The organism is Agrobacterium sp. RC10-4-1 (assembly GCF_014138475.1).
Taxonomy (GTDB): Bacteria; Pseudomonadota; Alphaproteobacteria; order Rhizobiales; family Rhizobiaceae; genus Agrobacterium; species Agrobacterium pusense.
Window position 1 is genome coordinate 64,437 of the sequence record NZ_JACJIT010000005.1, and the last position, 24,292, is coordinate 88,728.

Below are 24,292 nucleotides of genomic sequence, written 5' to 3' on the forward strand. Positions count from 1 at the left end.
GAGGCCAGATGGGCGGCACTGTCGAAATTTGCCGGAAAAGCGCATGGCCAGCCTGATTTGTCAAGGCAAAGCGCAACAATGTCGCCTTCAGCCTGTCCTTTCCCCCGCCGTGGCTTTAGATAGTGCATATTCAGCCCGCCAAACCGAGTCGGCCCGCAATGAGCCAGATCAGACCCCTCATCCCGCTTCTCGTCACCGCCGGCATCCTGATCGGCGGCAACGGCCTGCAGGGAACCTATATTGCCCTGCGCGGCATCTCCGAAGGTTTTTCCGCCAGCACCATCGGCGTCATCAGCGCCGCCTACAGCATCGGATTCGCACTCGGCTGCATTTCGGTGACGCGGCTTCTGCGAAAGATCGGCCATATCAGAACCTTCGCGACCATGGCAGCGGTCGCCTCGGCCGCTTCGATCGCCATGCCGCTCATCATCCACCCGCTATTCTGGATGCTGATGCGTTTCGTCATCGGCATTGCCGTCGCCTGTCTTTTTGCGGCCATCGAAAGCTGGATCAATGCCCAGGTGACGAATTCCAATCGCGCTCGCACGCTTTCCATCTATCGTTTCGTCGATCTCGGCTCCGTGACACTGGCGCAATATGTCATTGCCGTGATGGGTGTCGAAGGTCCGGTGGTGTTTTCGCTGATCGCGATAGCGCTGGTGCTGTCTCTGGTGCCGATCTCGCTTGCCGACAAATCCAACCCTGCCCCGCCGAAGCAGATTCCCTTCGACCTTTTCGCCGTCTGGCGCATTTCCCCGCTTGCCGTCGTCGGTTGCGTGGCAGTCGGCCTCAGCATGGCGGCCTTCCGCAATATTGGCCCGATCTATGCCGAACAGATAGGCTTTTCCGTCACCGCCATCGCCACATTCATGAGTGCGGGCATTATTGGCGGTGTGGTGCTGCAATATCCGCTTGGCGTTTATTCCGACCGTTATGACCGGCGCATCATCATCCTCGCCACCACGGCGGCCTCTGTCGTCGTCGGGCTCTTTCTCGCTTTCTTCGCCGGTACTGATGAATGGAGCAATATCATCGGCGTCTTCATCTTCGGCGCCTTCGCCCTGCCGCTTTATTCGCTGAGTTCGGCGCATGGCAACGATCACGCCAGGGAAGGCGAACATGCGATGATGTCAGCCGGACTGCTGTTCTTCTGGTCGGTGGGCGCAACCGTGGGGCCGCTTCTCGCTTCCGTCCTGATCGATCAGTTCGGTCCGAAGGCACTCTTCAGCTATACCGCCGCGATCCAGATCGTTTTCATCGCCTACACCATATATCGGCTGCAGGTGCGCGAGGGCGTTCCGCTTGAGGAGAGGAACTGGCGTTTCAGTTCGCTGTTGCGCACCTCGGCCTATTTCCAGAAGCTCGCCGCACCCGCACCACCTAAAAAGAATGGGTCGGAGCCCAATCCGCCGGAGAAAAACGATCGTTAGGCCTTCAAAAACGGGCTTTGTATTGACATGCGCCCGGCAAAGGGAAAGTAAGACGGATAATTTTCACGAGTGGCCATTTGCAATGATTGAAACGACCGCCGCCCTCGCCGAGGCCTGCACGGAACTGGCGAAATCGGAATTCATCACCATCGACACCGAATTTTTGCGGGAAACCACCTTCTGGCCGGAACTCTGCCTCGTGCAGATGGCAAGCCCGACTCTCGAGGTGCTGGTCGATCCGCTGGCGAAGGGCCTCGATCTTACGCCGCTTTTCGAGTTGATGGCCAATCCCGACGTCGTGAAGGTTTTCCACGCGGCGCGACAGGACATCGAAATCATCTACCATCTCGGCGGGCTTATTCCGCATCCGATCTTCGACACGCAGGTCGCCGCCATGGTCTGCGGTTTCGGCGATTCGATCTCATACGACCAGCTGGTTCAGAAGATCAAAAACGTGCAGATCGACAAATCCTCGCGTTTCACCGACTGGAGCCGCCGCCCGCTGACCGAAAAGCAGCTGGATTACGCGCTGGCCGACGTGACCCATCTGCGGGATGTCTATCTCTCGCTGAAAGCCCAGCTCGAGCGTGAAGGCCGCTCGCTGTGGCTGACCGAAGAGATGGATATTCTCGAGTCTCGCGACACGTATGACATGCATCCCGACGATGCCTGGCTGCGGCTGAAATCGCGCCTGCGCAAGCCGACCGAGCTTGCCATCCTCAAATTCGTCGCCGCCTGGCGCGAGCGGGAGGCGCGCTCCCGCAACGTGCCTCGCTCGCGCGTGCTGAAAGACGATGCGATCTTCGAAATCGCTCAGCAGCAGCCAAAGGATGCCGAGGCGCTGTCGCGGCTTCGCACCATTCCCAAGGGCTGGGAACGCTCCGCGTCCGGCAACGCCATCGTCGAGACGGTGAATGCGGCGCTGGCGCTGCCGAAAGAAGAAATGCCGAAGGCACCGCGTCACAGCCACGCGCCGGAAGGCTCGGGCGCTGCCGTGGAACTGTTGAAGGTTCTGCTGAAGCTGACAGCTGACAAGCACGGCGTCGCCGCCAAGGTCATCGCCAATAGCGACGATCTGGACAAGATCGCCGCCGAGGGCGAAAAGGCAACGGTGGCGGCGCTGACCGGTTGGCGGCGGGAGCTTTTCGGCAATGTGGCGCTGAAGCTCATCAATGGTGAGGTCGCCCTGCGTTTTGCCGGCAAGAAGGTCGAGGCTGTAGAGGTTGCGGCGAACGAGTCGTAACGCTCGCTCTTTCCGCGACCTTCTCATACCGCGTATCGCCTCATTCGCTAGCGCTGCGTCTGAAGGGCGCTGGCCGAACACCCGAATCGCCCGACGGCGCGTCGGGCGACAAAATCGGTGAAGCCATCGATTATACAATATCAACTTAGGCGGGGTGCGGGCCCCGCCCGTTGCGGCAACCGGGCAACAGGCTTTCCGATCCTTTATGCAACCTTACCGATTGCTCACTTTTTCCAGCGCTTTTTCCACATTAATGTCGCATATGACCTGAACAGAAGCTTTGCCCGCAAGGAGCGACGGGCCTGCCCTTCCCGAGATCAAGAATCGACATGAGAAAATTGCTGCCCATTCTGGATTACGTGGTGCTCTTCGTTGCCGTGGCCGGCAGCGGCGTGGCCTACGCCTTCCTGGAATATGGCGGTGGCGCGCTCATCGGCGCGACCTATGCGCTGTTTGCCTGCGCGCCAATCCTCGCCTTCGAGCGCGGTTACATCATGCCCGGCCTGTCGCGGCAGGTCAGCGCCCTGCCGACACCGGTTTACATTGCCGTCGGTCTTGTCATCTATGCCGTTCTCGTCTTCTGCGGCTTCGGGCTGGGCGGCACGATCCTGTGGCTGAGCGGCATCTTTCCCGGCACCTGGAAACGCGCCGTTCATGCCGAAGTACAGACGCTGGTCTTCACGCTCATCGTCTGCGGCATCATCGTCTTCATCATGCGCGTGCGTGAACTTCTTGGCCGCGATATCTTCATCGACCTCATTCTCGGGCGCTATCGCAGACCGGTGAGCGAAGACCGTGTCTTCATCTTCATCGACCTTGTCGGCTCCACCTCCTTCGCCGAAACCCATGGCGACCTGAAGGCACAGGAATTTCTGGGCGAAATCTTCGCGAGCTATGCCGCACCGGTCAGGAAACACGGCGGCGTCATCGACGATTACATCGGCGACGCCGCGATCATCACCTGGCCGTACCATAGGGCGATAAGGCGCGCGGCCTGCGTGCGCTGCGTTTTCGATATTCAGGCGACCATCGAGGAAAAGCGCGACATGTGGCTTTCCCGCTTCGGTGAAGTGCCGCGCCTGCGCTTCGCCATCCATGGCGGACCTGTCATCACTGCGGAAATCGGCGTCGACCATCACAAGATCACCTATTTCGGCGATACGGTGAACACGACCTCCAGACTCGAATCGCTGAGCAAGATGCTTGGCCATCCCGTGCTGATTTCCGCCGACCTCGCCCATCAGCTGGTGCTTCCCAAGGGCGTGCGCAGCGAATATCTCGGCGAGCACGCGGTCAAGGGCCGTGGTCAGACGCTCGGTGTCTGCACGCTCAGCCAGTATCAGGCCCCCGCCGCTTAGGGCGAAGCAACGTCGCCGTCACCTTGCCAGCGGCGCCGTCATCAAAATTCATCAAAGCTTCAAACGGCAATCACCTCTCTGTCATGTGCTCCCCCTATCGCGTCAATCCTGTCTTCAACAGGTACTGAGAGGGGTCTCAACATGAAGCACGTTCTTTTCGCCTCTTGCGCGGTTCTCGCGCTCGCTTCTGCATCGCAGGCAGCGGAAAAGGAGTTTCCGGCAAAGCTGGTTTCACATGCCATTCTACCGGCCAACACCATCATCGCCGCGCCTGCCGATGCGCCGGCACATCTCAAGACCTCCGCCAAGTTCACCACAGCCGACCGCAAGCGCGCCGAAGGCCTCGGCACCGTGCCCGGCAAGGACGGCGTGCGCCTGACGGGCCTTTCCATGCCGTTCAACGGCCAGCCCATGCAGGGCTTTTCCGGCATCAAGGCCATGCCGGACGGCAGCTTCTGGAGCCTTTCCGACAACGGTTTCGGCTCCAAGCTCAATTCGAGCGACGCCATGCTGATGCTTCACCATCTGAAGTTCGACTGGGAAGCCGGCAAGGTCAATGCGCTTGAAACCGTGTTTCTCTCCGACCCCGACATGAAATCGCCCTTCCCCATCGTTCTGGAAGGCACGGAAAAGCGCTACCTGACGGGCGCCGATTTCGATGTCGAATCCATTCAGCCTGTTGCCGACGGTTTCTGGGTGGGTGAGGAATTCGGTCCTTACATCCTGAAATTCACCCGCGACGGCAAGCTGACCGATGTGATCTCCACCAAGGCCGGTGATATCGAGGTGAAGTCTCCCGACCATCCGGCTCTCGCACTGCCTGGCAACCCGACTCAGAAAATGCCCGCTTTCAACCTGAAACGCTCCGGCGGTTATGAAGGCATGGCGCTCTCCAAGGACGGCTCAAAGCTCTACGGCCTTCTCGAAGGACCGCTTTATATGGCGGACGGCCAGGTAGAAAAGACCGAAGACGGCGCGACCGCGCTGCGCATCATCGAACTGGACACCGCCAGGAAAGAGTGGACCGGTCGCAGCTGGCTTTATCCGCTGGCGGAAGGCGGCGAGGCGATCGGTGACTTCAACATGCTGGACGAGACCACTGCCCTCGTCATCGAACGCGACAACGGCGCCGGCACGGCCGACAAGGCCTGCGCCGACCCGAAGGCTCCCACTGCGGACTGCTTCGCCCGCCCAGCCAAGGTCAAGCGCATCTACAAGATCGAATTCAACGACGCCAATGTCGGCAAGGCCGCCCGCAAGATCGGCTATATCGACCTGATGAAGATCTCCGACCCTGATAACAAGAAGCGCCAGGGCGGCGGCAACGGTTTCTACGACATGCCTTTCGTCACCATCGAGAATGTCGACCGCGTCGATGCCACGCATATCATCGTCGGCAATGACAACAACCTGCCTTTCTCTGCCGGGCGGGCGCTGGACAAGGCTGATGACAACGAATTCGTTCTGCTTGAGGTCAAGGACCTGCTCGAGGCGAAGTGAGGCCACGGCTGCCGTCATTTGCATTGACGGTCACCAATGATCCGGACGGAGCGCTGGCAGACACGAACGTCTGCGCGGCGCTCCTCCCGATTTTCCGGCCGCGACAGAAACATGCTTGCGGAAAAGAAGACGTTTCATGCAGGACCATGCCGAAAGACTGTACTACGCCCTGAAGAGAAGCTGGTCGGGCGAGACCAGCGGCCTCTGGTCGCGCGAAAATCCAGCCAGGGGGCAAGGAAGCGTCACTGCCCTGGTGGTTCAGGACATTTTCGGTGGCGAAATTGCGAAAACCGCTGTCAGCGGCGCGCAACACTTCTACAATATCATTGATGGCGTCCGCTGGGATTTCACCTTCACCCAATTCGATCTGCCGGTGGGTTATCAGGATCATCCCGCCAATCGGACCGAAGTCATGGCGACGATAACGCCGCTGCAATATGCCTATCTCAGCGCCTGCATTCGAAAGGCACTCGGCCACGGCTGAACGGCTTGCAAAAAGGACAGCCCATTGCTGTTCGATCCGCACGGCATGGAGGTCAACCGGCGCGCTACACTTCAAGACCGAGATTTATGTTTCCCGCAAAGCGGACACAATCCACGCGATAATATTGCTTGGCGAAATGGTTGTACCCACAGGAGAGACATTTAATGAGCGAGAGTTGTCCGGTTCTGACACCGGCAGAACGGCAGGTTCAGGATATATTGGAACGCAAGGAAGCGGCGATGATGGCGAGTGTTCATGCAGCGGTTGAGCGCGCCAGCAAAGAAGTCGCCGAAGCATTCGAGGCGGCCGGGTCAGACATGCAGCCACCACCCCGGGATTATTTTGCCGCGGTCGCGCATCAACAGCTCTTTTTGTTGTTATGCGGGGCCGACCCGCAGACCTTCGAGGGCGGCGACCCAGAAATCGCCGGTCATATCATTCGGAATGCTCAAAACATAACGGAGCACTACTGGAAACGATAATGCGCCCGAATGTCGCCGGCAGGTGACGCCGATCTGTAAGGAGAGAATGTCACACGAAGCAAGAGACGTGTTCTGAACTTGACAGGGTATGCCGGTCACGGATGGAATGCTCCGCCGTCTCGCGTCATAGGGCCTTCATCATGCCCGGTTAAGCAGGCGCAAAATCGGGAGACTGCAATGGATTCGACCGCACAGATCAAGCGCCCTAAGCTCGCAGAGACCGTCATTCATGCAACAGCCAGCGTAAGAGACTCGAGCATCGGCAGATGCTGCGAGATTTTGGCCGATACCTCGCTGCATAATGTTGAGCTCGGAGACTACTCTTATCTTGGTCCCCGCTGCATGGTGGGGGATGCGATCATCGGGAAGTTCTGCGCCATCGCCGCGGAGGTCAGGATAGGCGCTCCCAACCATCCGATGGACCGGCCATCCATGCACCGTTTCAGCTACTGCCCGGAATATTACTCTGCCGATGCGGTGCGCGACGATGCCTTTTTCGCGCAGCGGAAGCAGGATCGCGCCGTTATCGGTCACGATGTCTGGATCGGACACGGGGTCATCGTCCTGCCGGGCGTCAAGGTGGGAGACGGCGCGGTGCTGGCCGCCGGCGCCGTGGTGACCAGGGACGTGCCGCCCTATACCATCGTCGGCGGCGTACCCGCAAAAATCATTCGCGAGCGCTTTTCACGATCGATTGCGCAGAAGCTTACCGCTATTGCGTGGTGGGACTGGCCCTTCGAGACAATCATGGCGCGGCTTGGCGACTTTCAGTCAAACGATATCGAAGCGTTCTGCGAGCGCTGGTCCTAGCACGGGGCCAATGTCGTTTCTGTCGTGAACGGAAACTCCGCCGCTCCTTATTCGAACACGAAGGCCAGCCGCTTGCCCGTCAGCTTCGCCAGTTGCTGCAAACGTCCGTCCAGCCGCTCGCCGGCAAAATCGCAATAATCATGCGGCACCACAAATTCCAGATCGAGATCCGGATTATCTGTCTTGCGGAATTTCAGGTGATCCACGACACCCGGCATGGAGGCTGAAAAAAGATATACGACGCGCAGCAGGCCGCCCAGCAGTTTGGCGAGTTCCTGCAGACGCTCCCCCGCCATGGCGGCAAGCGGCTCGGTGGTGCCGTTGTCGTTCAGGCCTTCAAAGCGGTAATAATTGGCAAGTGCAATATAGGCGCGCCCGGGATGGGTGATCGCCACGAAGGACGAGTGGGCGATGATATTGAGCGCCTGCAGACCGCGGTAATCGGGATGCGCGCGCCAGCTGATGTCGGCCAGCAGGCAGGCGGCCTGCCGATAGCGGCTTTCCTCTTCCGTCTCGTCGATGCCGAAAACCGGGAAGGTGCGACCGCTCCAGTCCGCCAGTTCTCGCGCATGCTCCGGAGAACGGGCGCGCAAAATGGCAAGTTCGTCGGCGGCAACCAGCAGCGGATCGGATTCGCGCTCCGCCTCCGTCAGCAGCGAATAAAGGTAACCCTCGCGTACGCCCTGTGCGGAAAAAGCGATCCTGGCCGGCTTCATCATCTTCAGAACTTCGCGCATGGCGATGGCACCGAATGGCAGCAGCGAGCGGCGGTTCTTGGAGACCGCCTGCCAGGCGGGATCCTTGCTATCCCGGGAGACGATGACCTCCTCGAGGAAATTCAGCATTTCCTCCAGCGGCAATTCATAACCCTGCATCATGTGCAGGGGATAACCGGATATCTCCATGTGCAGCTTGGCGATATTTCGCCAGGTGCCGCCGACGGCGTAAAAGGTGCGCCCCTCACCCGCCGCCAGAAGTTTGGCGAAGGATTTGACGTGTTTTCTGGCAATGGTCGCCGCTTTTTCCAGCGAGCCGTCCGATTGCTCCGAAAGCCGCAGACCGCCAAGCGGCAGGGTGATGCCTTCGCCGCAGCTCTTGCCCTTGATGTCGATCAGCTCCAGCGAGCCGCCCCCGAGGTCGCCGGCGATGCCATCAGGATCATGGAAACCGCTGATCACGCCATAGGCCGAATAAAGCGCTTCCTTCTCACCCGACAGAACCTCGATCTCGCAGCCGAGGATGGCTTCGGCCTCACGAATGAAATCGGGACCATTTTCCGCTTCTCGGGCCGCGGCCGTGGCCAGCACATAAAGCTGCTGCGCCTGCGCCTGCTCGGAGAGGGCGTGAAAACGCCTGAGCGCCAGGAGCGCGCGGCTCACACCTTCCTCATGCATGCGCCCCGTCAGCGCCAAACCTTTGCCAAGCCCGCAAAGCACCTTTTCGTTGAACAGCACCGCAGGCGCGCGGGAAAGACCTTCATATACGACAAGACGAACGGAGTTCGAGCCAATATCTATGACGGAAACGGGGGCAAGGCCGGTCAGCCGCCCCTGTGCTTCTGATCGAGTCATTCAGCCTGTTTCTTGCGGGACGAAATCAACCCGGCAATCAATTTGGGCGCACTGGATTTCAGGGCTTCACCACGTCCGGAAAGGCTGGGATTGGTCATGAAATAGTGCTGCGCGTTGAACGGTTCTTCGCCTTTACGCACCTCGATGCGCCTCGACGTTCCGTCCGCAAGTATCTCGTAGCTCTGCTGGTTGTCAATGAGATTGCCCAGCATAATCTGTGAAAGAACCTGCTCATGCACGGTGGGATTGGTCAGCGGCACCAGCGTCTCCACGCGGCGGTCAAGATTGCGCGGCATCATGTCGGCAGAGCCGATATAGACCAGCGCCTTGTCCGACGGCAGGCCGAAACCATTGCCGAAGCAGAAGATGCGGCTGTGCTCCAGGAAGCGGCCGACGATGGATTTGACGCGGATATTGTCCGACAGGCCGGGCACCTGCGGGCGCAGGCAGCAGATGCCGCGCACGACGAGGTCCACCTCAACACCGGCGGCGCTGGCATGGTAGAGCGCATCGATGATCTCTGGATCGACAAGCGAATTCATCTTCATCCAGATCGCCGCCGGCGCGCCGCGCTTGGCGTGCTCGATTTCCTCGTGAATATGCTTGAGGATGCGTGCGCGTAGCGTATAGGGCGAGACGGCCAGCTTCATGCCCTCCTCCGGTTCGCCGTAACCCGTGATGAAGTTGAAGATATTCGCCATGTCGTGGGCGATCTTTGGGTTGCAGGTGAAGAAGGACAGGTCGGTATAGATCTTCGCCGTGATCGGGTGATAGTTGCCCGTGCCAAGGTGGCAGTAGGTCCTGAGCTTGCCATCCTCGCGGCGCACCACCATCGACATCTTGGCGTGGGTCTTGAGTTCGATGAAGCCGAACACGACCTGCACGCCGGCGCGCTCCAGATCGCGCGCCCAGCGGATGTTTGCTTCCTCGTCGAAACGCGCTTTGAGCTCGACCAGCGCGGTGACGGATTTACCTGCTTCCGCGGCGTCGATCAGCGCGCGAACGATCGGGCTGTCGTTGGAGGTGCGGTAAAGCGTCTGCTTGATGGCGAGTACTTCGGGATCGCGCGCAGCCTGCAGGAGGAACTGCACCACCACGTCGAAGCTTTCATAGGGATGGTGAACCACCATGTCCTTTTCGCGGATCGCAGCGAGGCAATCGCCGGCATGTTCACGAACGCGCTCCGGGAAACGGGCATTGTAGGGCTCGAATTTCAGGTCGTCGCGCGGGGCACGCACGATTTCCGAGATCGTGTTGAGCGCGAGAAGACCGGGCAGAACCGCGACGCGATTATCCGGCACACCGAGTTCGTGCACCACGAACTGCCTGAGCGACTGCGGCATTTCGCTATCGGTCTCGATGCGGATGACGGAACCGCGGCGGCGGCGTTTCAGCGCGCTTTCGAAGAAGCGCACCAGATCTTCGGCCTCTTCCTCCACCTCGATATCGCTATCGCGGATGATGCGGAACGTGCCGGAACCGCGAACGGTATAGCCGGGATAGAGCCGGTGAATGAACAGACCAACCACATCCTCGAGCGTGATGTAGCGGATGGCGTTCTTTTCATCAGGCAGCCGCACGAAGCGGTCGAGCGCCGGCGGCAGGCGCAAAAGCGCCGTCATCGGCTCGCGGCCGTTGACGCTGTCCAACTGCAGGCCCATGGAAAAGCCGAGATTGGGAATGAAGGGGAACGGGTGCGCCGGATCGATGGAGAGCGGCGTCAGCACCGGGAACATGCGTTCCTCAAACTCGGTCTCCAGCCAGTTGCGATCCTCATCCGAAAGCGCAGCCGGGCGTACGATGTAGATTTCTTCCTTGGCAAGATATTGCTGCAGAACGGCAAGCGAGGCCTGCTGCTCCATCTGCAGGTTGTCGATTTCCTTCAGAATATCTTCGAGCTGTTCTGCCGGGGTCTTGCCGTCCGGGGTCCTGACGGTGATCTTCTGGCGCACCTGGCCTTCGAGGCCGGCGACGCGAACCATGAAGAACTCATCGAGATTGGCCGCCGAGATGGACAGGAAACGCAGCCGCTCCAGCAGCGGGTGATCGGTGTTCAGCGTTTCCTCAAGGACACGGCGGTTGAACTGGAGCCAGGAGAATTCGCGGTTGATGAAACGCGCGGGGCTATCCCAGAGGTTCTCGCCCTCGGTCTGCGGCTGAACCTTGTTGAAATCTTCCTGCGCGACAGCGTCCATGCCCTGTTCCATCCCCTGACCAATTTCCAATCCGTGATCCTGCTGCATCCCGCGATCGTCCTTCTTGCCCGTATAACAGTTTGACGACGGAACTGTGACAGTCAATCGTCGTCCGGTCCGTTATGTCTCTCGGCATTGTCCATCGCGTTGAGGACTTCCGCGACCAGTGGGCGGGTGATCCTCGTTCCGCGCGAAAGCGCCAGCCTGTCGATCCGCTCTACGATCGTCTGCGCCGTATCGAGCGAACGTTCCATTCTGTTGACGATGTAGCCTATGAGTTTGTCATCCATGTAAAGCTGCCGGTCAGCGAAGAGCTTCACCAGCACCTGCGCCAGCAGCGCCTCGTCCGGTTCACCCGTTTCCACCACCGTCACGGCCTTGAGGCGCGAGCGCAGATCCGGCAGCGTGACCGGCCAGGCCGACGGCCATTGCCGGCTGGTCATCAGAAGCGTCGTGCCATTCTGGCGTACGCTGTTGATGACATGGAAGAGTTCGGTATCGTCAAAACCACGCCGATCGGCGTCCTCGAACAGCACCGCCCCCCTTTCGGCCGCGCGCGCGGCATCCGCGCCCGCCTGCGGATGAATCTCGCGAGCCTCGCTGATATTTTTCCAGATATTGGCAAGGTGCGATTTTCCGGAACCGGGCGGCCCTGCCAGCACGACCACCGGCGAGGGCCAGTGCGGCCATGCGTCAACGAGGCTGACGGCGGCCTCCAGCGAAGCCGACACGAGGAGATCCTCCCGGCCGGAGGCGGACGGATGCGAAAATGCGAGCGGCAGCTGCTCGGCCTTCGACCGGGCGTTGTCGGTTTTGATTGGGTCAGTCATTGTCAGCTCTGAGAGTCAACCTTGCCGGAGGACGTTTCCCTTTCTTCCAGGGTGAGGTTGGCTTCCCAGGGAAGGTTGGCGGCGTGCCCGTGGTAAAGATCGCTTTCAAGATACCGCGACAAGGCGAAGCGGACAAGCACGCCGACCGCCGCCGCAGCCGGCACCGCGACTAGAAGCCCGACGAAGCCGAAAAGCGCGCCGAAAGCGAAGAGGGCAAACATCAGCCAGACAGGATGCAGGCCGACGCTGCTGCCGACAAGTTTCGGCTGCAGGATATTGCCTTCGATGAACTGGCCGGAAAAGAACACGACGAGGGTCAGCACGACATAGAGATAATCCGGCCAGAACTGCACGATGGCGACGCCAACCGCCAGGATCAGGCCGACCATGGAGCCGATATAGGGAATGAAGCTGATGAGGCCCGAAAAAAGGCCGATCAAAAGGCCGAAATTAAGCCCGACCAGCGATAGGCCGACGGCGTAATAAACCCCGAGAATGAGGCAGAGCGAGCCCTGCCCACGCACGAAACCGGCAATGGTCTTGTCCATGTCGCGGGCGATCTGGCGCACCGTGTGCACGTAATCGCGCGGTATCCAGCTGTCGACCTTGTCGATCATCCGGTCCCAGTCAAGCAACAGGTAAAAGGCGACGACGGGGGTGACCACCAGGAGCGACACGACATCGACCAGCGATTTGCCGGAATTCCATATCTGCGTCAGCAATGTGCCGATGAAACCCGCACCTTCGGTGAGGAGTTTCGAGAAGTTCTCCTTTACCGCGTCGATCTGGCTGCTCACCCAGTCCGGCAGGAGATTGGTATCCGCGCCGGCGATCAGCTGCTGCAGCGACGAGATATATTGCGGGATGCGCGTGATGAATTCCGAGGCCTGGGCGGCAATGAGCGGAATGATGATGATGAGCGACAGCGCGAAGACCAGCACGAAGGAGATGAGAATGACGACTGTGGCCATCAGCCGGCTGAGGCCGCGCCTCTCCAGCCAATCGGCCACCGGATCGAGAAAATAGGCTAGCGCCATGCCAGCCACGAAAGGCAGGAGAATGGAGCTGAAGACCATCAGGAAGAGGATAAAGACGGCAAGCACGCCGATCCAGAAAAACACCTGCCGGCGCAGGCTGGTACCGCTTACATGGGGTTGCATCCGTTCATCCTTCTGTCACCGCATCGTCGTCCCGCATCATGGAGATAGGATGGGCGTGGGCACATGGTCAAGACTGCGTCGGCAAAGGGATAAGGGGGGCTGAAAAAGCCGGCAACGCAGAATATCCGGTCCCACCTTCGCCGCATTGCGGCAAATGCTGCCGAGAGCGGCCATCGCGGAACGTCAAAGCCGTTAAAAACCGGAGGTTTTGCCACTCAAACCCTTGCATCAGGCCCCGTCCCGTGCGAATGGCGACGCCAAAGGAACCAGCGGAGACGAGAGCCATGAGCCAGTCGGGCAAGAACGGTCTTATCTATAGTGACGCAGGGGTGGATATCGACGCCGGCAATCTGATGGTCGAGAAGATCAAACCGGCGGTGCGTTCCACGCGACGTCCCGGCGCGGACGGCGAAATCGGCGGCTTCGGCGGCCTGTTCGATCTGAAAGCCGCTGGCTTCACCGACCCGGTTCTGGTGGCCGCCAATGACGGCGTCGGCACCAAGCTGAAGATCGCCATCGACGCAAACTATCACGACACCGTCGGTATCGATCTCGTCGCCATGTGCGTCAACGATCTCGTGGTTCAGGGTGCAGAACCGCTGTTCTTCCTCGATTATTTTGCCACCGGCAAGCTCGATCCCGACCAGGGCGCTGCGATCGTTTCCGGCATCGCCGCCGGCTGCCGCGAATCCGGTTGCGCGCTGATCGGCGGCGAAACCGCTGAAATGCCGGGAATGTACTCAGATGGTGATTACGACCTCGCGGGCTTTGCCGTGGGCGCGGCCGAACGCGGCCAGCTTCTGCCCGCCGGCGACATTTCCGAGGGCGACGTCATTCTTGGCCTGTCCTCATCCGGCGTCCACTCCAACGGCTTCTCGCTGGTGCGCAAGATCGTATCGATCTCCGGACTCGACTGGGATGCACCCGCTCCCTTCGCCGATGGCAAGAAGCTGGGCGAAGCGCTGCTGACTCCAACCCGCATCTATGTGAAGCCGCTTCTGAAGGCGATCCGCGAGACCGGCGCGCTGAAGGCACTGGCGCATATTACCGGCGGCGGTTTCCCGGAGAATATTCCGCGCGTTCTGCCCAAACATCTCGCCGCCGAGATCGATCTCGAAGCGATAGAGGTTCCCGCCGTCTTCTCCTGGCTTGCGAAAACCGGTGGTGTCGAAGCAAAGGAAATGCTGCGCACCTTCAATTGCGGCGTCGGCATGATCGTCGTGGTTTCGGCTGAAAATGCCGAAAAGGTCACCGAAGTTCTCACGGCCCAAGGCGAGACCGTCTTCCCGCTCGGCCGCATGGTCGCCCGTGAAGAAGGCGCGCATGGCACGATCTACAAGGGCGCCCTCGCCCTATGATGCCCGCCACCCTGTCGTCCGGCCGCAAACGTGTCGTCGTTTTCATCTCCGGCAGCGGCTCCAACATGGTGTCGCTGGTAAAGGCCTGCCAGACGGCGGATTTTCCGGCGGAAATCGCCTGCGTGATCTCGGACAAGGCAACTGCCGGCGGGCTGGAAAAGGCACGGGGTTTCGGCATTCCGACCCTCGTCTTCGAACGCAGGACCTATGCGAGCAAGACGGAACATGAGGGCGCCATTCTGGCCGCTCTTGGGGAGATTGCGCCTGACATCATCTGTCTCGCCGGCTATATGCGGCTGATCTCGGGGGATTTCATTGCCCCCTATGAAGGCCGCATCATCAATATCCACCCTTCCCTGCTGCCGCTTTTCCCCGGTTTGCATACGCATCAGCGTGCCATCGACAGCGGCATGAAGATTTCCGGCTGCACGGTGCATTTCGTCACCGAAGGCATGGACGAGGGCCCGACGATTGCGCAGGGGGCTGTGCCGGTTCTTTCCGACGACACGGCCGATACCCTGGCTGCGCGCATTCTCACCGTCGAGCACCAGCTCTATCCACTGGCGCTGAAATTACTCGCCGAAGGCAGGGTACGGATGGAAGGCGGAAAAGCCGTTTTCGACAAGAACGAAAGTAAAACCGAGTATTCCATCCTTGTTTCTGCCTCGTGATGTAGCTATTTCTAAAGTACATAGATAAATCAGAATTGGTATCTTCGGTGAAATAAACCGATCATTTACCATAATCGTCTTTAATGACCGCAACGGCCTCTACTTCAGGCCCTCCGGACGTTCAGGAGCGATTATGCGATTTTCGAGATTTCCCCTGCCGCTTTCTGCGGCTTTACTGATGGGTACCTGCCTGCCACTCGCCGCCGAACAAAACGGCATTACGGCTTCACTGGATGCCGGCGTTCTCAACATTAAGGCAACGGAAAAATTCTATAGCGGCAGTCATAAAAACAGTCAGCTCGACTGGAAAACGACAAACGCAATGGCTCTGCGCGGATCGCTTGGATTTGAGCTTTCACCCGATTGGCGCATCAAAACGGAAGGTCGTATCGGCTTTGCAGGTGATGGCTTCATGACCGACTACGATTGGCTCAGCCCGTTTTACAGAGATACATCGAAGAATGGGTGGAGCCACCGTTCAGAGCACGGCGACACGCGGCTGGACCACTACCTGACCGGAAGTATAGAATTAAACCGCACCCTGCTGGAGGACCCGCTGCAACACCTCAGCGCCGGCATCGGCTTTCGTTACACCGACGTGCAATGGTCCTCATATGGCGGAAACTACATCTACAGCTCCCGAGGTTTCCGCGATAATGTCGGTGCGTTCGGAAACAGCGAAAAAGCGATTACTTACAGACAGCAAATTCCGGTGTTTTACGGCAACCTGAGCGGTGGACGTAAATTCGGCAACTGGTCGCTGAATGCGGGTCTAGAAGGCGGCGCAATGGTCTATGCAAAAGCCACGGACGATCATTGGATGCGTTCGCTACGTTTTGCCGATAAATTCGACATAGGCGGGATGTTCGGAGCGAAAGCGGGCATAGCCTATGACCTGACTGACAATGCCTCCCTCTATCTCGACGGCGCTTACGAATATACCAGTTTTTCTCGCGGCGATAAAACCGCTACGCCATCCGGAAGCTCAACCGGCCTCGTCTACAACAACGCGGGGGGCGGCGATATGCAGTCTCTTTTCGTAGGCGCTGGTGTCAAAGGCCGGTTTTAATCACCAAGGTTGAAGGCGGGGACGAGTTGGTGGTTAAGCTCGAAGATGAGGTCGTAGAGTGTCTGGTCAAAGTCAACACCCCTCAGACCTGTCCCAAGCTCATTGCCGCTATACGGGCCGAGGGCTCAGGGCGCTCAAACGTAACCGCGGATAAAATTACGCTCTGGAAAGAAGACGGTCGCGATTCAACATCGCCCATTGCAGCAGAATGATCGTCTTCGAATCCGTAATTTCACCCGAGGCGATCATTCCGAAGGCTTCGTCGAGACCATAGGTCAGAACCTCGATATCCTCGCCTTCATCCTCCAGCCCGCCGCCGCTGCCCGCTTGCACGTCGAGATCGATGCAGGCGACGAAGAGACTGACCTTTTCCGTCAGCGTGCCAGGGCTGGCATACATGTCGAAGAGGTATTCAACCTTTTCGACGGCGTAACCGGATTCCTCCATCGCCTCACGGCGGATTGCATCAGCGGCATCGTCGCCATCGAGAAGCCCTGCCGGAACTTCGATCATGAAGTGCGGGTCGCCGTTGACGAAGGCGGCGGGGCGAAACTGGCGTACCATTACCACGCTGTCGCGTTTCGGGTCATAAAGGAGAATGGCGGCGGCGAGGCCGTGATCATGGACCTCCCTCACAATACGGATCGTCTTGCCGTCAGGCATGCGCTGGTCAAAAACGAGCTTCTGCAAATGCACGAAGCCCTTCCAGACGGTTTCCTTTTCCACCAGCCGGATCCGGTCAGTCCCGGCAGCGGGCGACTTTAAGAGCGACACGTTCATAAGAGTCTCCGAAAGATGATGAAATCTCAGGCTGTCAGGGAGGCGCGGTTCAAGGCCGCCCATTGCAGCAGCATGATCGTCTTGCCATCGCATATCTCGCCCGTCTCGATCATCTTCATGGCGTCGTCCAGCGGGATTTCCACGACCTCGATATCCTCGTCCTCATGGGCCGCACCGCCGCCTTCTTCGACACGATCCGAAGATTCGACAATCGCGGCGAAGAAATGAATGATCTCGGTGACAGAACCGGGCGACATGAACGATTTGAACAGGAACCGCACGTCCCTCACGACGTAGCCCGTTTCTTCCGTCACCTCGCGGCGAATGGCTTCAGCCGGATTATCGCCGTCCAGCAGGCCGGCCGGGGCTTCAAGGAGCCAGCCGGGATGACCGTTCACATGGGCCGGCATGCGAAACTGCCGTACCAGAACAACCGTCTGGCGTCGTGGATCAAACAGCAGGATCGTCGCGCCGTTGCCACGGTCATAGGCTTCGCGCCTGATGACTTTCGTTTCGCCACGGGAATTGGTGTAATTATAGGTTATGTTGCGGAGGTGATACCAGTTCTTTGAAAGCGTTTCGTCTTTCAGAATTTCAATTTTCACGTTGTCGAACTTCGTCATTCAAAATCTTCCGTCAGCTCTTGCGCAGCCAAACCTTGTTGTCGTGAAATGCCGCGCCGCCATAGGGAGCGACGGCGTCGGCACCGGTCAGCACGTTGATGCCCTCGCCGTCCAGATGCGCCTTGTTCGGCCAAAGTCCCTCGGCAATCAAAACGCCCGGCCTAGCACCTTCCACGATTTTCGCGTGGAGCCGGACCTCGCCTCGCCCGTTGCCGATGCGGACGATGTCGCCATCAGAAATGCCGTTGATGGCGGCATCCTCAGGACAGATCATCAGTTCCGGGCGACCTTCCTTCTGCACGGAGGTTTTGGTTTCCGCGAAAGTGGAATTCAGGAAGTTGCGCGCGGGCGATGTCGCCAGTCGGAAGGGATGGTCAGCATCCGCAACCTCGATGACATCGACCTGATCCGGGAATTTCGGAAATTCCGACACCGGCCCCATCACGCCGATGTTCTTCGGCGGTTTGTTGGGAGACGGCCCTGTTGCCCAATCGGGGCTGAAACGGAACTTCCCGTCACCGTAACCGAAGCCTTCAAGATAATGCGCGACCTCGAACGGTGGCTGCGCATCGATCCATTTCTCTTCGGCGAGCGTATCGAAGTCGCCCCAGCCACTGACTTTCAGCATATGATCGACATGATCGCGCGCTGAAAGGCCAAAGCCCGGCATGTGGTCGATCCCGAGACGCTTTGCCAGCTCCTCGATGACGAAGAGGTTGGTACGCACCGTTTCGGGCGGCTCCACCAGTTTAGGACCAAGCAAGATGTGATTCTGGCCGCCGGCGCGGTAAATGTCGTCATGTTCGAGGAACATGGTGGCGGGCAGCACGATATCGGCAAGCTCGGCCGTTTCCGTCATGAATTGCTCATGCACGGCGACGAAGAGATCATCGCGCAGGAAGCCCTGCTTCACCAGCCTCTGTTCGGGAGCGACATTGACCGGATTGGTGTTCTGGATGAGCAGCGCCGTCACCGGACCGCCATGGCGCAGCGCTTCGGCGTCCCCCGTCAGCACGCGGCCGATCTGCGACTGGTCGAGCTGGCGCACGTCGGGGTCGGCATAGGCCGTGCCCATGAGCTCCGCCTTGTTGAGCCGGAAGATGTCGCCATTATTGTGGAACGCGCCGCCGCCCTCATATTGCCAGGAACCGAGCACCGTGGCGATCGAAAGCGCTGCATGCATGGCGACCGCGCCGTTGCGCTGTCGGGCAAACCCATATCCGAGCCGGAAGAAGGTCTTTTTCGTGACGCCAACCAGCCTCGCGAAATCCTCGATCTCGTCGACCGAAAGGCCCGTGATCTCTGATGCCCACTGCGGCGTCTTCGTCTTCAAATGCGCCTCCAGCCCGGCCGGGTCGTCGGCGAAGCGCGCCATGTAACCACGGTCGGCGTAACCGTCGCGGAAGGCGATGTGCATCACGGCGCATGCCAGCGCCGCATCCGTGCCCGGCCGGACGACGAGGCGCATATCCGCCTGTTTCATGGTCGGATTGTCATAGATATCGACCACGACGATCTTCGCGCCGCGTTCCTTGCGGGCCTTGACCGCATGGGTCATGACATTGACCTGCGTGGCGACCGCATTGGTGCCCCAGATGACAACGACATCGGCCTTGCCGATCTCGCGCGGATCGGGGCCGCGCAAGGCGCCCGTGCCCATCACATAGCCGGTCCAGGCCATGTTGGTGCAAATCGAGCCGAAGAAGCCCGAATATTTCTTGGCGTGGCGCAGCCGCTCGATGGAGTCGCGCTGCACCTGCCCCATGGTGCCCGCATAGAAATAGGGCCAGATGGCCTCCGCGCCGTGCCGGGCTTCTGCCTTCACAAAAGCGTCGGCGATCTCGTCCAGCGCCGCTTCCCAGGAAATTTCCTGCCAGTCACCCGCCCCTTTTGCGCCCTTGCGGCGCTTCGGGGTCAGCAGACGACCGGGATGATAGATGCGCTCGGAATACCGCGCCACCTTGGCGCAGATCACGCCGGCGGTATAGGTGTTGGCATTGGCGCCGCGCACACGACCGATGCGGCCATCGGCATTGATATCGACCTCCAGCGCGCACGCGCTCGGACAGTCATGCGGGCAGACCGTGTGTCCGATACGGACTTCGGCCTTCAGGGCGGCTTTTTCAGCGGAAATCGGGGTCGCAACGTTCATGTCTTTTGTATATTGCATCAACGATGCGGCAAAAAGGCCGAAGTGACGTCCATCAAGAATATTCATCCTGACCATTCATCCGGATAAACGGCAAGCGAGACACATCCATGAACTACCGCCACATTTATCACGCCGGCAATTTCGCGGATGTCCTCAAACATGCCGTTCTCGCCCGCCTCGTGCGTTACCTGCAGAACAAGGACAAGGCCTTTCGGGTACTGGACACCCATGCCGGCATCGGTCTTTACGACCTGACGTCTGAAGAGGCGCAGAAAACCGGCGAATGGCAGACCGGCATCGGAAAGCTGATGGAGGGTGATCTGCCCGCCCCTATCGCCGAGCTGCTGGAGCCCTATCTTGCCGCCGTGAAGGAACTCAATCCTGAAGGCGGTGTCAAATTCTACCCCGGCTCACCGAAACTCGCGCGTATGCTGTTTCGCCCGCAGGACCGGCTTTCGGCCATGGAACTGCACCCGGATGACAGCCGCGCGCTCGCGCGGCTATTCGAAGGTGACTATCAGGTGCGGGTGACCGAGCTCGATGGCTGGCTGTCGCTTGGCGCGCATCTGCCGCCGAAAGAAAAACGCGGGCTCATCCTCGTTGATCCGCCATTTGAGCTGGAGAATGAATATCAGCGCCTGGCCGATGGTTTGAACAAGGCCTACCGACGTTTTTCCACTGGCACATATTGCCTGTGGTATCCGCTCAAGAAAGGCGCGCCGATCAAGGATTTCCACGAGCGGCTGCAATCCTTCGAGATTCCGAAGATGCTATGCGCGGAACTTTCCGTCAGGAGCGACCGGCTGGATGGGCTGAGCGGCTCCGGCCTCATCATCGTCAATCCGCCCTACACGCTGAAAGAAGAGTTGCACACGCTGCTGCCTTACCTCAAGACAAGGCTGGCGCAGGACAGGTTCGCCTCGCAGCGCGCCTTCTGGCTGCGCGGCGAGGAAAAGCCGGAAGACGGCTGAGTTACCTCAACCCTTCCCTTTTCTGCGCCGCGGCAAGCTGTGATCGTTCGAAGAACAGGATCACGAACAGCGCCATGATGAAGGGGATGATGAGGTAAAACAGGCGGAAGACCAGGAGCGCTGCGATGACGTCGGCCGGGTTCATGTCCGGCAGGCCGGTGACGAAGACGAGTTCCAGCACGCCCAATCCGCCCGGCGCATGCGAAATGAGCGCTGCGGAAAACGACACCAGAAATATGCCGAGAATGACCATATAGCCGGGATTGCCGGCTTCCGGCAGCGCGAAATAGATGATGCCCGCCGCGCCGATCAGCTCGATGGGGCCAATGACCAGTTGCTGCGCCACAAGCTTCGGCGCCGGGTATGGCAACACGAAGGAGCCGATCTTCAGAGGCTTCAGCCTGAGCAGGCTGCCGAGAACATAAAGGCTGACGAAAAAGAGCAGCACGACGCCTGTCGTGGTTGAGGCTTCGACCGGCAGTATGCCCGTGAACCGTTCAGTGATGTCAGGCTCGTAAAGCAGCACCAGTCCGATCAGCATGATCGTGCCGATGAGAAAGGTGAAAGAGCAGAGGCCGACGAGAACGCCCACTTCCGCCACACTTAGTCCCTTCGACGTATACGCCCGATATCGCACCACGGCGCCCGAAAACACCGACGCGCCGACATTGTGGGACAGCGCATAGGTGGTGAAGGAGGTGAGCGTGATGAAGAGCCAGTTCACCTTGCGGCCAAGATGCTGCAACGCGATGCGGTCATAACCGGCAAGCGCGGCATAGGCCAGCAGGGTGGAGAGACCCGAACACAACCAGTCCCGCACCCGAATGGCCTTCAGGCTGTCCCAGAGATCATCGAGCGACAGGCCGCGCAATTCGTGAAAGAGCAACCAGGCGGAAAAACCGATCGTCGCAAAGCCAACGACGGGCCAGATATATTTCTTGAATTTCATGCGGTCATGCCCGCCTATTTCCTCCAGCTTCACCCCAGCCTGTTCCATCTTTTGCGGAGATTCGTTCGACTCTATTCGTTATGCGGCGAAGCTTTCAACCTTTTCATCAAAGATTGGCGGTTTGCCCCGTTCACAAGTTGATGTAAGACCGGATCGTCGCCTGCCGGCGATATGAGGTCGTCCATTTTCCGGGGAACGTACACGGAATGAAGCGTTATGCCGGTTTCATCGCTCTGGGCCTTCTGTCGCTCGGCGCCTTATGGTTCGCGCAGCAAAATCCGGCCCCAACCACACCGGCCGACCGGCAGACACAACCCCAATCGCAGACCGCCGGCAATTCCGGGCCGGACGCTCCAGGGCGCTCGGTTTCTCAAGCGAAGCCGGATAAGAGGCCTCCGCCGCGCGGAAGCGGCTTCGATTTTTATGTGCTCTCGCTTTCATGGTCACCGGCATTCTGCGCCAGCTCCGAAGGCTCTGGCAACCGACAGCAGTGCGGCAGCGACAGGCGTTACGGATTCGTGGTGCACGGGCTATGGCCGCAGAACGAAAACGGCTATCCCGAATTCTGCCGAAGCGACGAGCCTGAGCGTGTTCCGGACGCGATTGGCCGCACCATGTTCGACATCATGCCCTCCATGGGCCTGATCGGCCATCAGTGGCGCAAACACGGCTCCTGTTCCGGCCTGTCGCAGCGAGACTATTTCTCGGCGACGCGGGCCGCCTTCGAGGCCATCCGGCTGCCGGAGAGAATCGCCTCCGGCGCCGAAACAGCCACGCTTTCAGCCGATGCGATAGAAACCGCCTTTACCGATGCCAATCCCGGCCTGTCGAAACGCGGCATTTCCATCAGCTGCGACGGCAAGCGCCTTGAAGAAGTGCGCATCTGCCTTAACCGGGACATGACATTCCGCGATTGCCCGGAGCTTGACCGCAAGGGCTGCCGCGCGAGTTCAACCGAAATCATCCCCATTCGCTGATCAACCCACAGGGACCCAACCATGGAACTGCTCTATTCGCCCGCCTCCCCCTACTCCGCCAAGGTGCGCATGGCGGCCCGTCATCTCGACATCGACATAACTTCCGTTCGCGTTGACACCAACGCCGAGCCGGCAACGCTGATGGACAATAATCCGCTGGGAAAGATTCCGGTGCTGCTGCTTGATGATGGCGGATCGGTCTACGACAGCGTGGCCATCATGCATTATCTCGACCGTCTTTCAGGCGGTAAACTCTACCCCAAAAAGAACGGCAAGCGCACGGATGTGGAAATTCTGGAGGCGCTGTGCGACGGCATCATGGATTGCCTGCTGGCCATCGTCTACGAGCGCCGTTTCCGACCGGAAGAGAAAATTCACCAGCCCTGGATCGACAAGCAGTGGAGCAAGGTGGTGCGCGGGCTCGACCATCTCAACGCCAACCTGCCGAAGACCGGCAAGAAGCTGCACGGCGGCCATTTCGCGCTGGCTGCGATGATCGGTTATCTAGACCTGCGTTTTGCGGGCGAGTGGGCCGAAGGGCGCGATGCGCTGGCGGCGTGGCCGGAAACCTTCGGCAAGCGTTTCGACGCCTATACGGAAATGAAGGCCGCCGCCTGACGTGACCGCGCAGAACACCCGGCTTTTTGCCGGGCGTTCAACGGCAAATTACAGACACAAAAAAGCCGGGGCATGACCCCGGCTTTTCTTTGACCGATCCGGAAAGGATCAGAACTTGACGCCGATACCGGCCTTGACCGAGTGGTCGTCATAACCGCGCGAGAAGGCGTCGTTGCCGAGCGTGTAGTCCTTCTTCTGGTAATCGCTGTAGCGATATTCCAGACGGGCGGTGATGTTGTCGGTCACCATGGCTTCTACACCGGCACCAACCGTGTAACCGAGAGCCGTGGCGCTGTCCTTGTTGACGCCGTCACGAACCTTGTTGTCGGAGACAGCAAGACCGGCCGTACCATAGAGCAGGAACGGGTTCATGTCGTAACCAACGCGGCCACGCAGCGAGCCGTTGACGCCCTGCTTGCCTTCGACCGAGCGACCTGCGACCGTACCGGCGGAACCGCGCTCGTCACCCATGTTAACGTCAGCTTCGGCACCGTAAACGATCTGGCCATTCTGCCAGTTGTAACCGCCGTACAGACCGCCGCCAGCGCCCTTGGCGTCACGGCCGTCGTTGCTGGAGCTGAAACGGCCCCAATCGTAGTTGACGGTACCACCGAGGTAAGCGCCGGACCAGTCCTTGACCGGTGCTGGCTGGTCGTAGGAAACCGGTGCCTGCGGCACTTCGTTTACGGCGTCAGCGGCGTGAGCAGCCGAAAAGCCAGCGGCGGCCATGGTCGAAGCCATAAGGGTTGCTACGAAAATACGCATGTTATTCTCCTTTCAGGACCGCTCTGTACTCAAAACATTGTTTTCAGACGCGGCATAATTCGTCGGGTTGATCGCCCCTCTGGAAACCGAATTTGATGGGAGAATGCGGAGATCAAAGAGCCAAAATGTGAATTGTTTGGGGCAGACGCGTGACTAGAATTAGACGTTGCCTAATTGCCACAAGGGTTTTATTAACCCTAACAGAAGGCTAAACAAAAATAGATCGCCTTTAAACTTCGTTATATTAAAATTAAACCGAAATTGCATTGTGAATAAAAAATCGCCCAATTCTTTTC

At 59.3% G+C, this 24,292-nt stretch carries 22 protein-coding genes; 13 read left to right on the forward strand and 9 right to left on the reverse strand.

What is annotated here, in order from left to right; genetic code table 11:
• Nucleotides 1-158 precede the first annotated feature (158 nt).
• The 7 genes from FHW77_RS14755 (at nt 159) to FHW77_RS14785 (ending at nt 7,307) form a co-directional block, all read left to right on the forward strand.
• The gene (locus FHW77_RS14755; protein WP_004441149.1) at nt 159-1,430 is read left to right on the forward strand and encodes an MFS transporter; all 1,272 of its coding nucleotides are present in this window, start codon (nt 159-161) and stop codon (nt 1,428-1,430) included.
• An 82-nt stretch (nt 1,431-1,512) separates the two neighbouring features.
• Nucleotides 1,513-2,673, forward strand: a complete 1,161-nt coding sequence (gene rnd / locus FHW77_RS14760) for a ribonuclease D (protein WP_004441147.1) — start codon at nt 1,513-1,515, stop codon at nt 2,671-2,673.
• 329 nt (nt 2,674-3,002) lie between these two features.
• Nucleotides 3,003-4,031: an adenylate/guanylate cyclase domain-containing protein gene (locus FHW77_RS14765; RefSeq protein ID WP_004441145.1), complete on the forward strand. Its 1,029-nt coding sequence runs from the start codon at nt 3,003-3,005 to the stop codon at nt 4,029-4,031.
• A gap of 141 nt (nt 4,032-4,172) precedes the next feature.
• Complete coding sequence (locus tag FHW77_RS14770; RefSeq protein WP_004441143.1) at nt 4,173-5,531, forward strand: esterase-like activity of phytase family protein; 1,359 nt, start codon at nt 4,173-4,175, stop codon at nt 5,529-5,531.
• A gap of 136 nt (nt 5,532-5,667) precedes the next feature.
• The gene (locus FHW77_RS14775) at nt 5,668-6,015 is read left to right on the forward strand and encodes a YunG family protein (RefSeq protein WP_004441141.1); all 348 of its coding nucleotides are present in this window, start codon (nt 5,668-5,670) and stop codon (nt 6,013-6,015) included.
• A gap of 164 nt (nt 6,016-6,179) precedes the next feature.
• Nucleotides 6,180-6,497: a hypothetical protein gene (locus tag FHW77_RS14780; RefSeq protein WP_004441140.1), complete on the forward strand. Its 318-nt coding sequence runs from the start codon at nt 6,180-6,182 to the stop codon at nt 6,495-6,497.
• A 177-nt stretch (nt 6,498-6,674) separates the two neighbouring features.
• Complete coding sequence (locus FHW77_RS14785; RefSeq protein WP_004441138.1) at nt 6,675-7,307, forward strand: DapH/DapD/GlmU-related protein; 633 nt, start codon at nt 6,675-6,677, stop codon at nt 7,305-7,307.
• A gap of 47 nt (nt 7,308-7,354) precedes the next feature.
• On the opposite strand, the gene ppx is transcribed toward FHW77_RS14785, so the two are convergent.
• The 4 genes from ppx to FHW77_RS14805 form a co-directional block, all read right to left on the reverse strand.
• Complete coding sequence (gene ppx / locus FHW77_RS14790) at nt 7,355-8,878, reverse strand: exopolyphosphatase (protein ID WP_004441136.1); 1,524 nt, start codon at nt 8,876-8,878, stop codon at nt 7,355-7,357.
• Nucleotides 8,875-11,073, reverse strand: coding sequence for an RNA degradosome polyphosphate kinase (locus FHW77_RS14795; RefSeq protein ID WP_034496238.1), 2,199 nt, complete (start codon nt 11,071-11,073; stop codon nt 8,875-8,877). Before FHW77_RS14795 ends, ppx begins: the two co-directional genes overlap by 4 nt.
• 101 nt (nt 11,074-11,174) lie before the next feature.
• Nucleotides 11,175-11,903, reverse strand: a complete 729-nt coding sequence (gene hdaA / locus FHW77_RS14800) for a DnaA regulatory inactivator HdaA (protein ID WP_004441132.1) — start codon at nt 11,901-11,903, stop codon at nt 11,175-11,177.
• 2 nt (nt 11,904-11,905) lie between these two features.
• Nucleotides 11,906-13,063 (reverse strand): AI-2E family transporter, encoded by a 1,158-nt coding sequence (locus FHW77_RS14805; RefSeq protein ID WP_004441130.1) that lies wholly within the window; start codon nt 13,061-13,063, stop codon nt 11,906-11,908.
• Nucleotides 13,064-13,347: 284 nt separating this feature from the next.
• On the opposite strand from FHW77_RS14805, the gene purM reads away from it, so the two are divergent.
• From purM to FHW77_RS14820, 3 genes are all read left to right on the forward strand, one after another.
• Entirely contained in the window at nt 13,348-14,421 is a 1,074-nt protein-coding gene (gene purM, locus FHW77_RS14810; protein WP_182590596.1) for a phosphoribosylformylglycinamidine cyclo-ligase, read from the forward strand.
• Nucleotides 14,418-15,092 (forward strand): phosphoribosylglycinamide formyltransferase, encoded by a 675-nt coding sequence (gene purN, locus FHW77_RS14815; RefSeq protein ID WP_004441128.1) that lies wholly within the window; start codon nt 14,418-14,420, stop codon nt 15,090-15,092. The genes purM and purN overlap by 4 nt, the downstream gene beginning before the upstream one ends.
• 133 nt (nt 15,093-15,225) lie before the next feature.
• A complete protein-coding gene (locus FHW77_RS14820) occupies nt 15,226-16,161 on the forward strand; it encodes an omptin family outer membrane protease (protein ID WP_004441126.1) in 936 nt (311 codons plus the stop codon).
• Nucleotides 16,162-16,317: 156 nt separating this feature from the next.
• Here the strand turns inward: FHW77_RS14820 and FHW77_RS14825 are convergent, their stop codons facing one another.
• The 3 genes from FHW77_RS14825 to FHW77_RS14835 are packed head-to-tail and all read right to left on the reverse strand — an operon-like array spanning nt 16,318 to nt 19,782.
• On the reverse strand, nt 16,318-16,941 hold the full coding sequence (locus tag FHW77_RS14825) for an NUDIX domain-containing protein (protein ID WP_004441125.1): 624 nt from the start codon (nt 16,939-16,941) through the stop codon (nt 16,318-16,320).
• A gap of 26 nt (nt 16,942-16,967) precedes the next feature.
• Entirely contained in the window at nt 16,968-17,564 is a 597-nt protein-coding gene (locus FHW77_RS14830; RefSeq protein WP_004441124.1) for an NUDIX domain-containing protein, read from the reverse strand.
• A 13-nt stretch (nt 17,565-17,577) separates the two neighbouring features.
• On the reverse strand, nt 17,578-19,782 hold the full coding sequence (locus tag FHW77_RS14835; RefSeq protein WP_004441123.1) for a molybdopterin-containing oxidoreductase family protein: 2,205 nt from the start codon (nt 19,780-19,782) through the stop codon (nt 17,578-17,580).
• 41 nt (nt 19,783-19,823) lie between these two features.
• Here FHW77_RS14835 and FHW77_RS14840 point away from each other — a divergent pair, with 41 nt between their 5' ends.
• On the forward strand, nt 19,824-20,687 hold the full coding sequence (locus tag FHW77_RS14840; RefSeq protein ID WP_004441122.1) for a 23S rRNA (adenine(2030)-N(6))-methyltransferase RlmJ: 864 nt from the start codon (nt 19,824-19,826) through the stop codon (nt 20,685-20,687).
• 1 nt (nt 20,688) lies between these two features.
• On the opposite strand, the gene FHW77_RS14845 is transcribed toward FHW77_RS14840, so the two are convergent.
• Entirely contained in the window at nt 20,689-21,636 is a 948-nt protein-coding gene (locus FHW77_RS14845) for a lysylphosphatidylglycerol synthase domain-containing protein (RefSeq protein WP_004441121.1), read from the reverse strand.
• Nucleotides 21,637-21,842: 206 nt separating this feature from the next.
• Here FHW77_RS14845 and FHW77_RS14850 point away from each other — a divergent pair, with 206 nt between their 5' ends.
• Both FHW77_RS14850 and FHW77_RS14855 read left to right on the forward strand, forming a co-directional pair.
• Nucleotides 21,843-22,613 (forward strand): ribonuclease T2 family protein, encoded by a 771-nt coding sequence (locus FHW77_RS14850; protein ID WP_004441120.1) that lies wholly within the window; start codon nt 21,843-21,845, stop codon nt 22,611-22,613.
• Nucleotides 22,614-22,634: 21 nt separating this feature from the next.
• Nucleotides 22,635-23,231: a glutathione S-transferase gene (locus FHW77_RS14855; RefSeq protein ID WP_004441119.1), complete on the forward strand. Its 597-nt coding sequence runs from the start codon at nt 22,635-22,637 to the stop codon at nt 23,229-23,231.
• A 108-nt stretch (nt 23,232-23,339) separates the two neighbouring features.
• Here FHW77_RS14855 and FHW77_RS14860 read toward each other — a convergent pair whose 3' ends face one another.
• Entirely contained in the window at nt 23,340-23,996 is a 657-nt protein-coding gene (locus tag FHW77_RS14860) for an outer membrane protein (RefSeq protein ID WP_004441118.1), read from the reverse strand.
• Nucleotides 23,997-24,292: the final 296 nt, after the last annotated feature.

Bases quoted from the DNA above. Each gene is read 5' to 3' on its own strand.
- FHW77_RS14770 (WP_004441143.1), top strand. From the start codon at position 4,173: ATGAAGCACGTTCTTTTCGCCTCTTGCGCGGTTCTCGCGCTCGCTTCT.
- FHW77_RS14765 (WP_004441145.1), top strand. From the start codon at position 3,003: ATGAGAAAATTGCTGCCCATTCTGGATTACGTGGTGCTCTTCGTTGCC.
- FHW77_RS14775 (WP_004441141.1), top strand. From the start codon at position 5,668: ATGCAGGACCATGCCGAAAGACTGTACTACGCCCTGAAGAGAAGCTGG.
- FHW77_RS14850 (WP_004441120.1), top strand. From the start codon at position 21,843: ATGAAGCGTTATGCCGGTTTCATCGCTCTGGGCCTTCTGTCGCTCGGC.
- FHW77_RS14805 (WP_004441130.1), bottom strand. From the start codon at position 13,063: ATGCAACCCCATGTAAGCGGTACCAGCCTGCGCCGGCAGGTGTTTTTC.
- FHW77_RS14820 (WP_004441126.1), top strand. From the start codon at position 15,226: ATGCGATTTTCGAGATTTCCCCTGCCGCTTTCTGCGGCTTTACTGATG.
- purN (WP_004441128.1), top strand. From the start codon at position 14,418: ATGATGCCCGCCACCCTGTCGTCCGGCCGCAAACGTGTCGTCGTTTTC.
- rnd (WP_004441147.1), top strand. From the start codon at position 1,513: ATGATTGAAACGACCGCCGCCCTCGCCGAGGCCTGCACGGAACTGGCG.
- FHW77_RS14845 (WP_004441121.1), bottom strand. From the start codon at position 21,636: ATGAAATTCAAGAAATATATCTGGCCCGTCGTTGGCTTTGCGACGATC.
- FHW77_RS14785 (WP_004441138.1), top strand. From the start codon at position 6,675: ATGGATTCGACCGCACAGATCAAGCGCCCTAAGCTCGCAGAGACCGTC.
- FHW77_RS14840 (WP_004441122.1), top strand. From the start codon at position 19,824: ATGAACTACCGCCACATTTATCACGCCGGCAATTTCGCGGATGTCCTC.
- FHW77_RS14860 (WP_004441118.1), bottom strand. From the start codon at position 23,996: ATGCGTATTTTCGTAGCAACCCTTATGGCTTCGACCATGGCCGCCGCT.
- FHW77_RS14795 (WP_034496238.1), bottom strand. From the start codon at position 11,073: ATGGACGCTGTCGCGCAGGAAGATTTCAACAAGGTTCAGCCGCAGACC.
- FHW77_RS14780 (WP_004441140.1), top strand. From the start codon at position 6,180: ATGAGCGAGAGTTGTCCGGTTCTGACACCGGCAGAACGGCAGGTTCAG.
- purM (WP_182590596.1), top strand. From the start codon at position 13,348: ATGAGCCAGTCGGGCAAGAACGGTCTTATCTATAGTGACGCAGGGGTG.
- FHW77_RS14855 (WP_004441119.1), top strand. From the start codon at position 22,635: ATGGAACTGCTCTATTCGCCCGCCTCCCCCTACTCCGCCAAGGTGCGC.
- FHW77_RS14825 (WP_004441125.1), bottom strand. From the start codon at position 16,941: ATGAACGTGTCGCTCTTAAAGTCGCCCGCTGCCGGGACTGACCGGATC.
- ppx (WP_004441136.1), bottom strand. From the start codon at position 8,878: ATGACTCGATCAGAAGCACAGGGGCGGCTGACCGGCCTTGCCCCCGTT.
- hdaA (WP_004441132.1), bottom strand. From the start codon at position 11,903: ATGACTGACCCAATCAAAACCGACAACGCCCGGTCGAAGGCCGAGCAG.
- FHW77_RS14830 (WP_004441124.1), bottom strand. From the start codon at position 17,564: ATGACGAAGTTCGACAACGTGAAAATTGAAATTCTGAAAGACGAAACG.
- FHW77_RS14755 (WP_004441149.1), top strand. From the start codon at position 159: ATGAGCCAGATCAGACCCCTCATCCCGCTTCTCGTCACCGCCGGCATC.
- FHW77_RS14835 (WP_004441123.1), bottom strand. From the start codon at position 19,782: ATGAATATTCTTGATGGACGTCACTTCGGCCTTTTTGCCGCATCGTTG.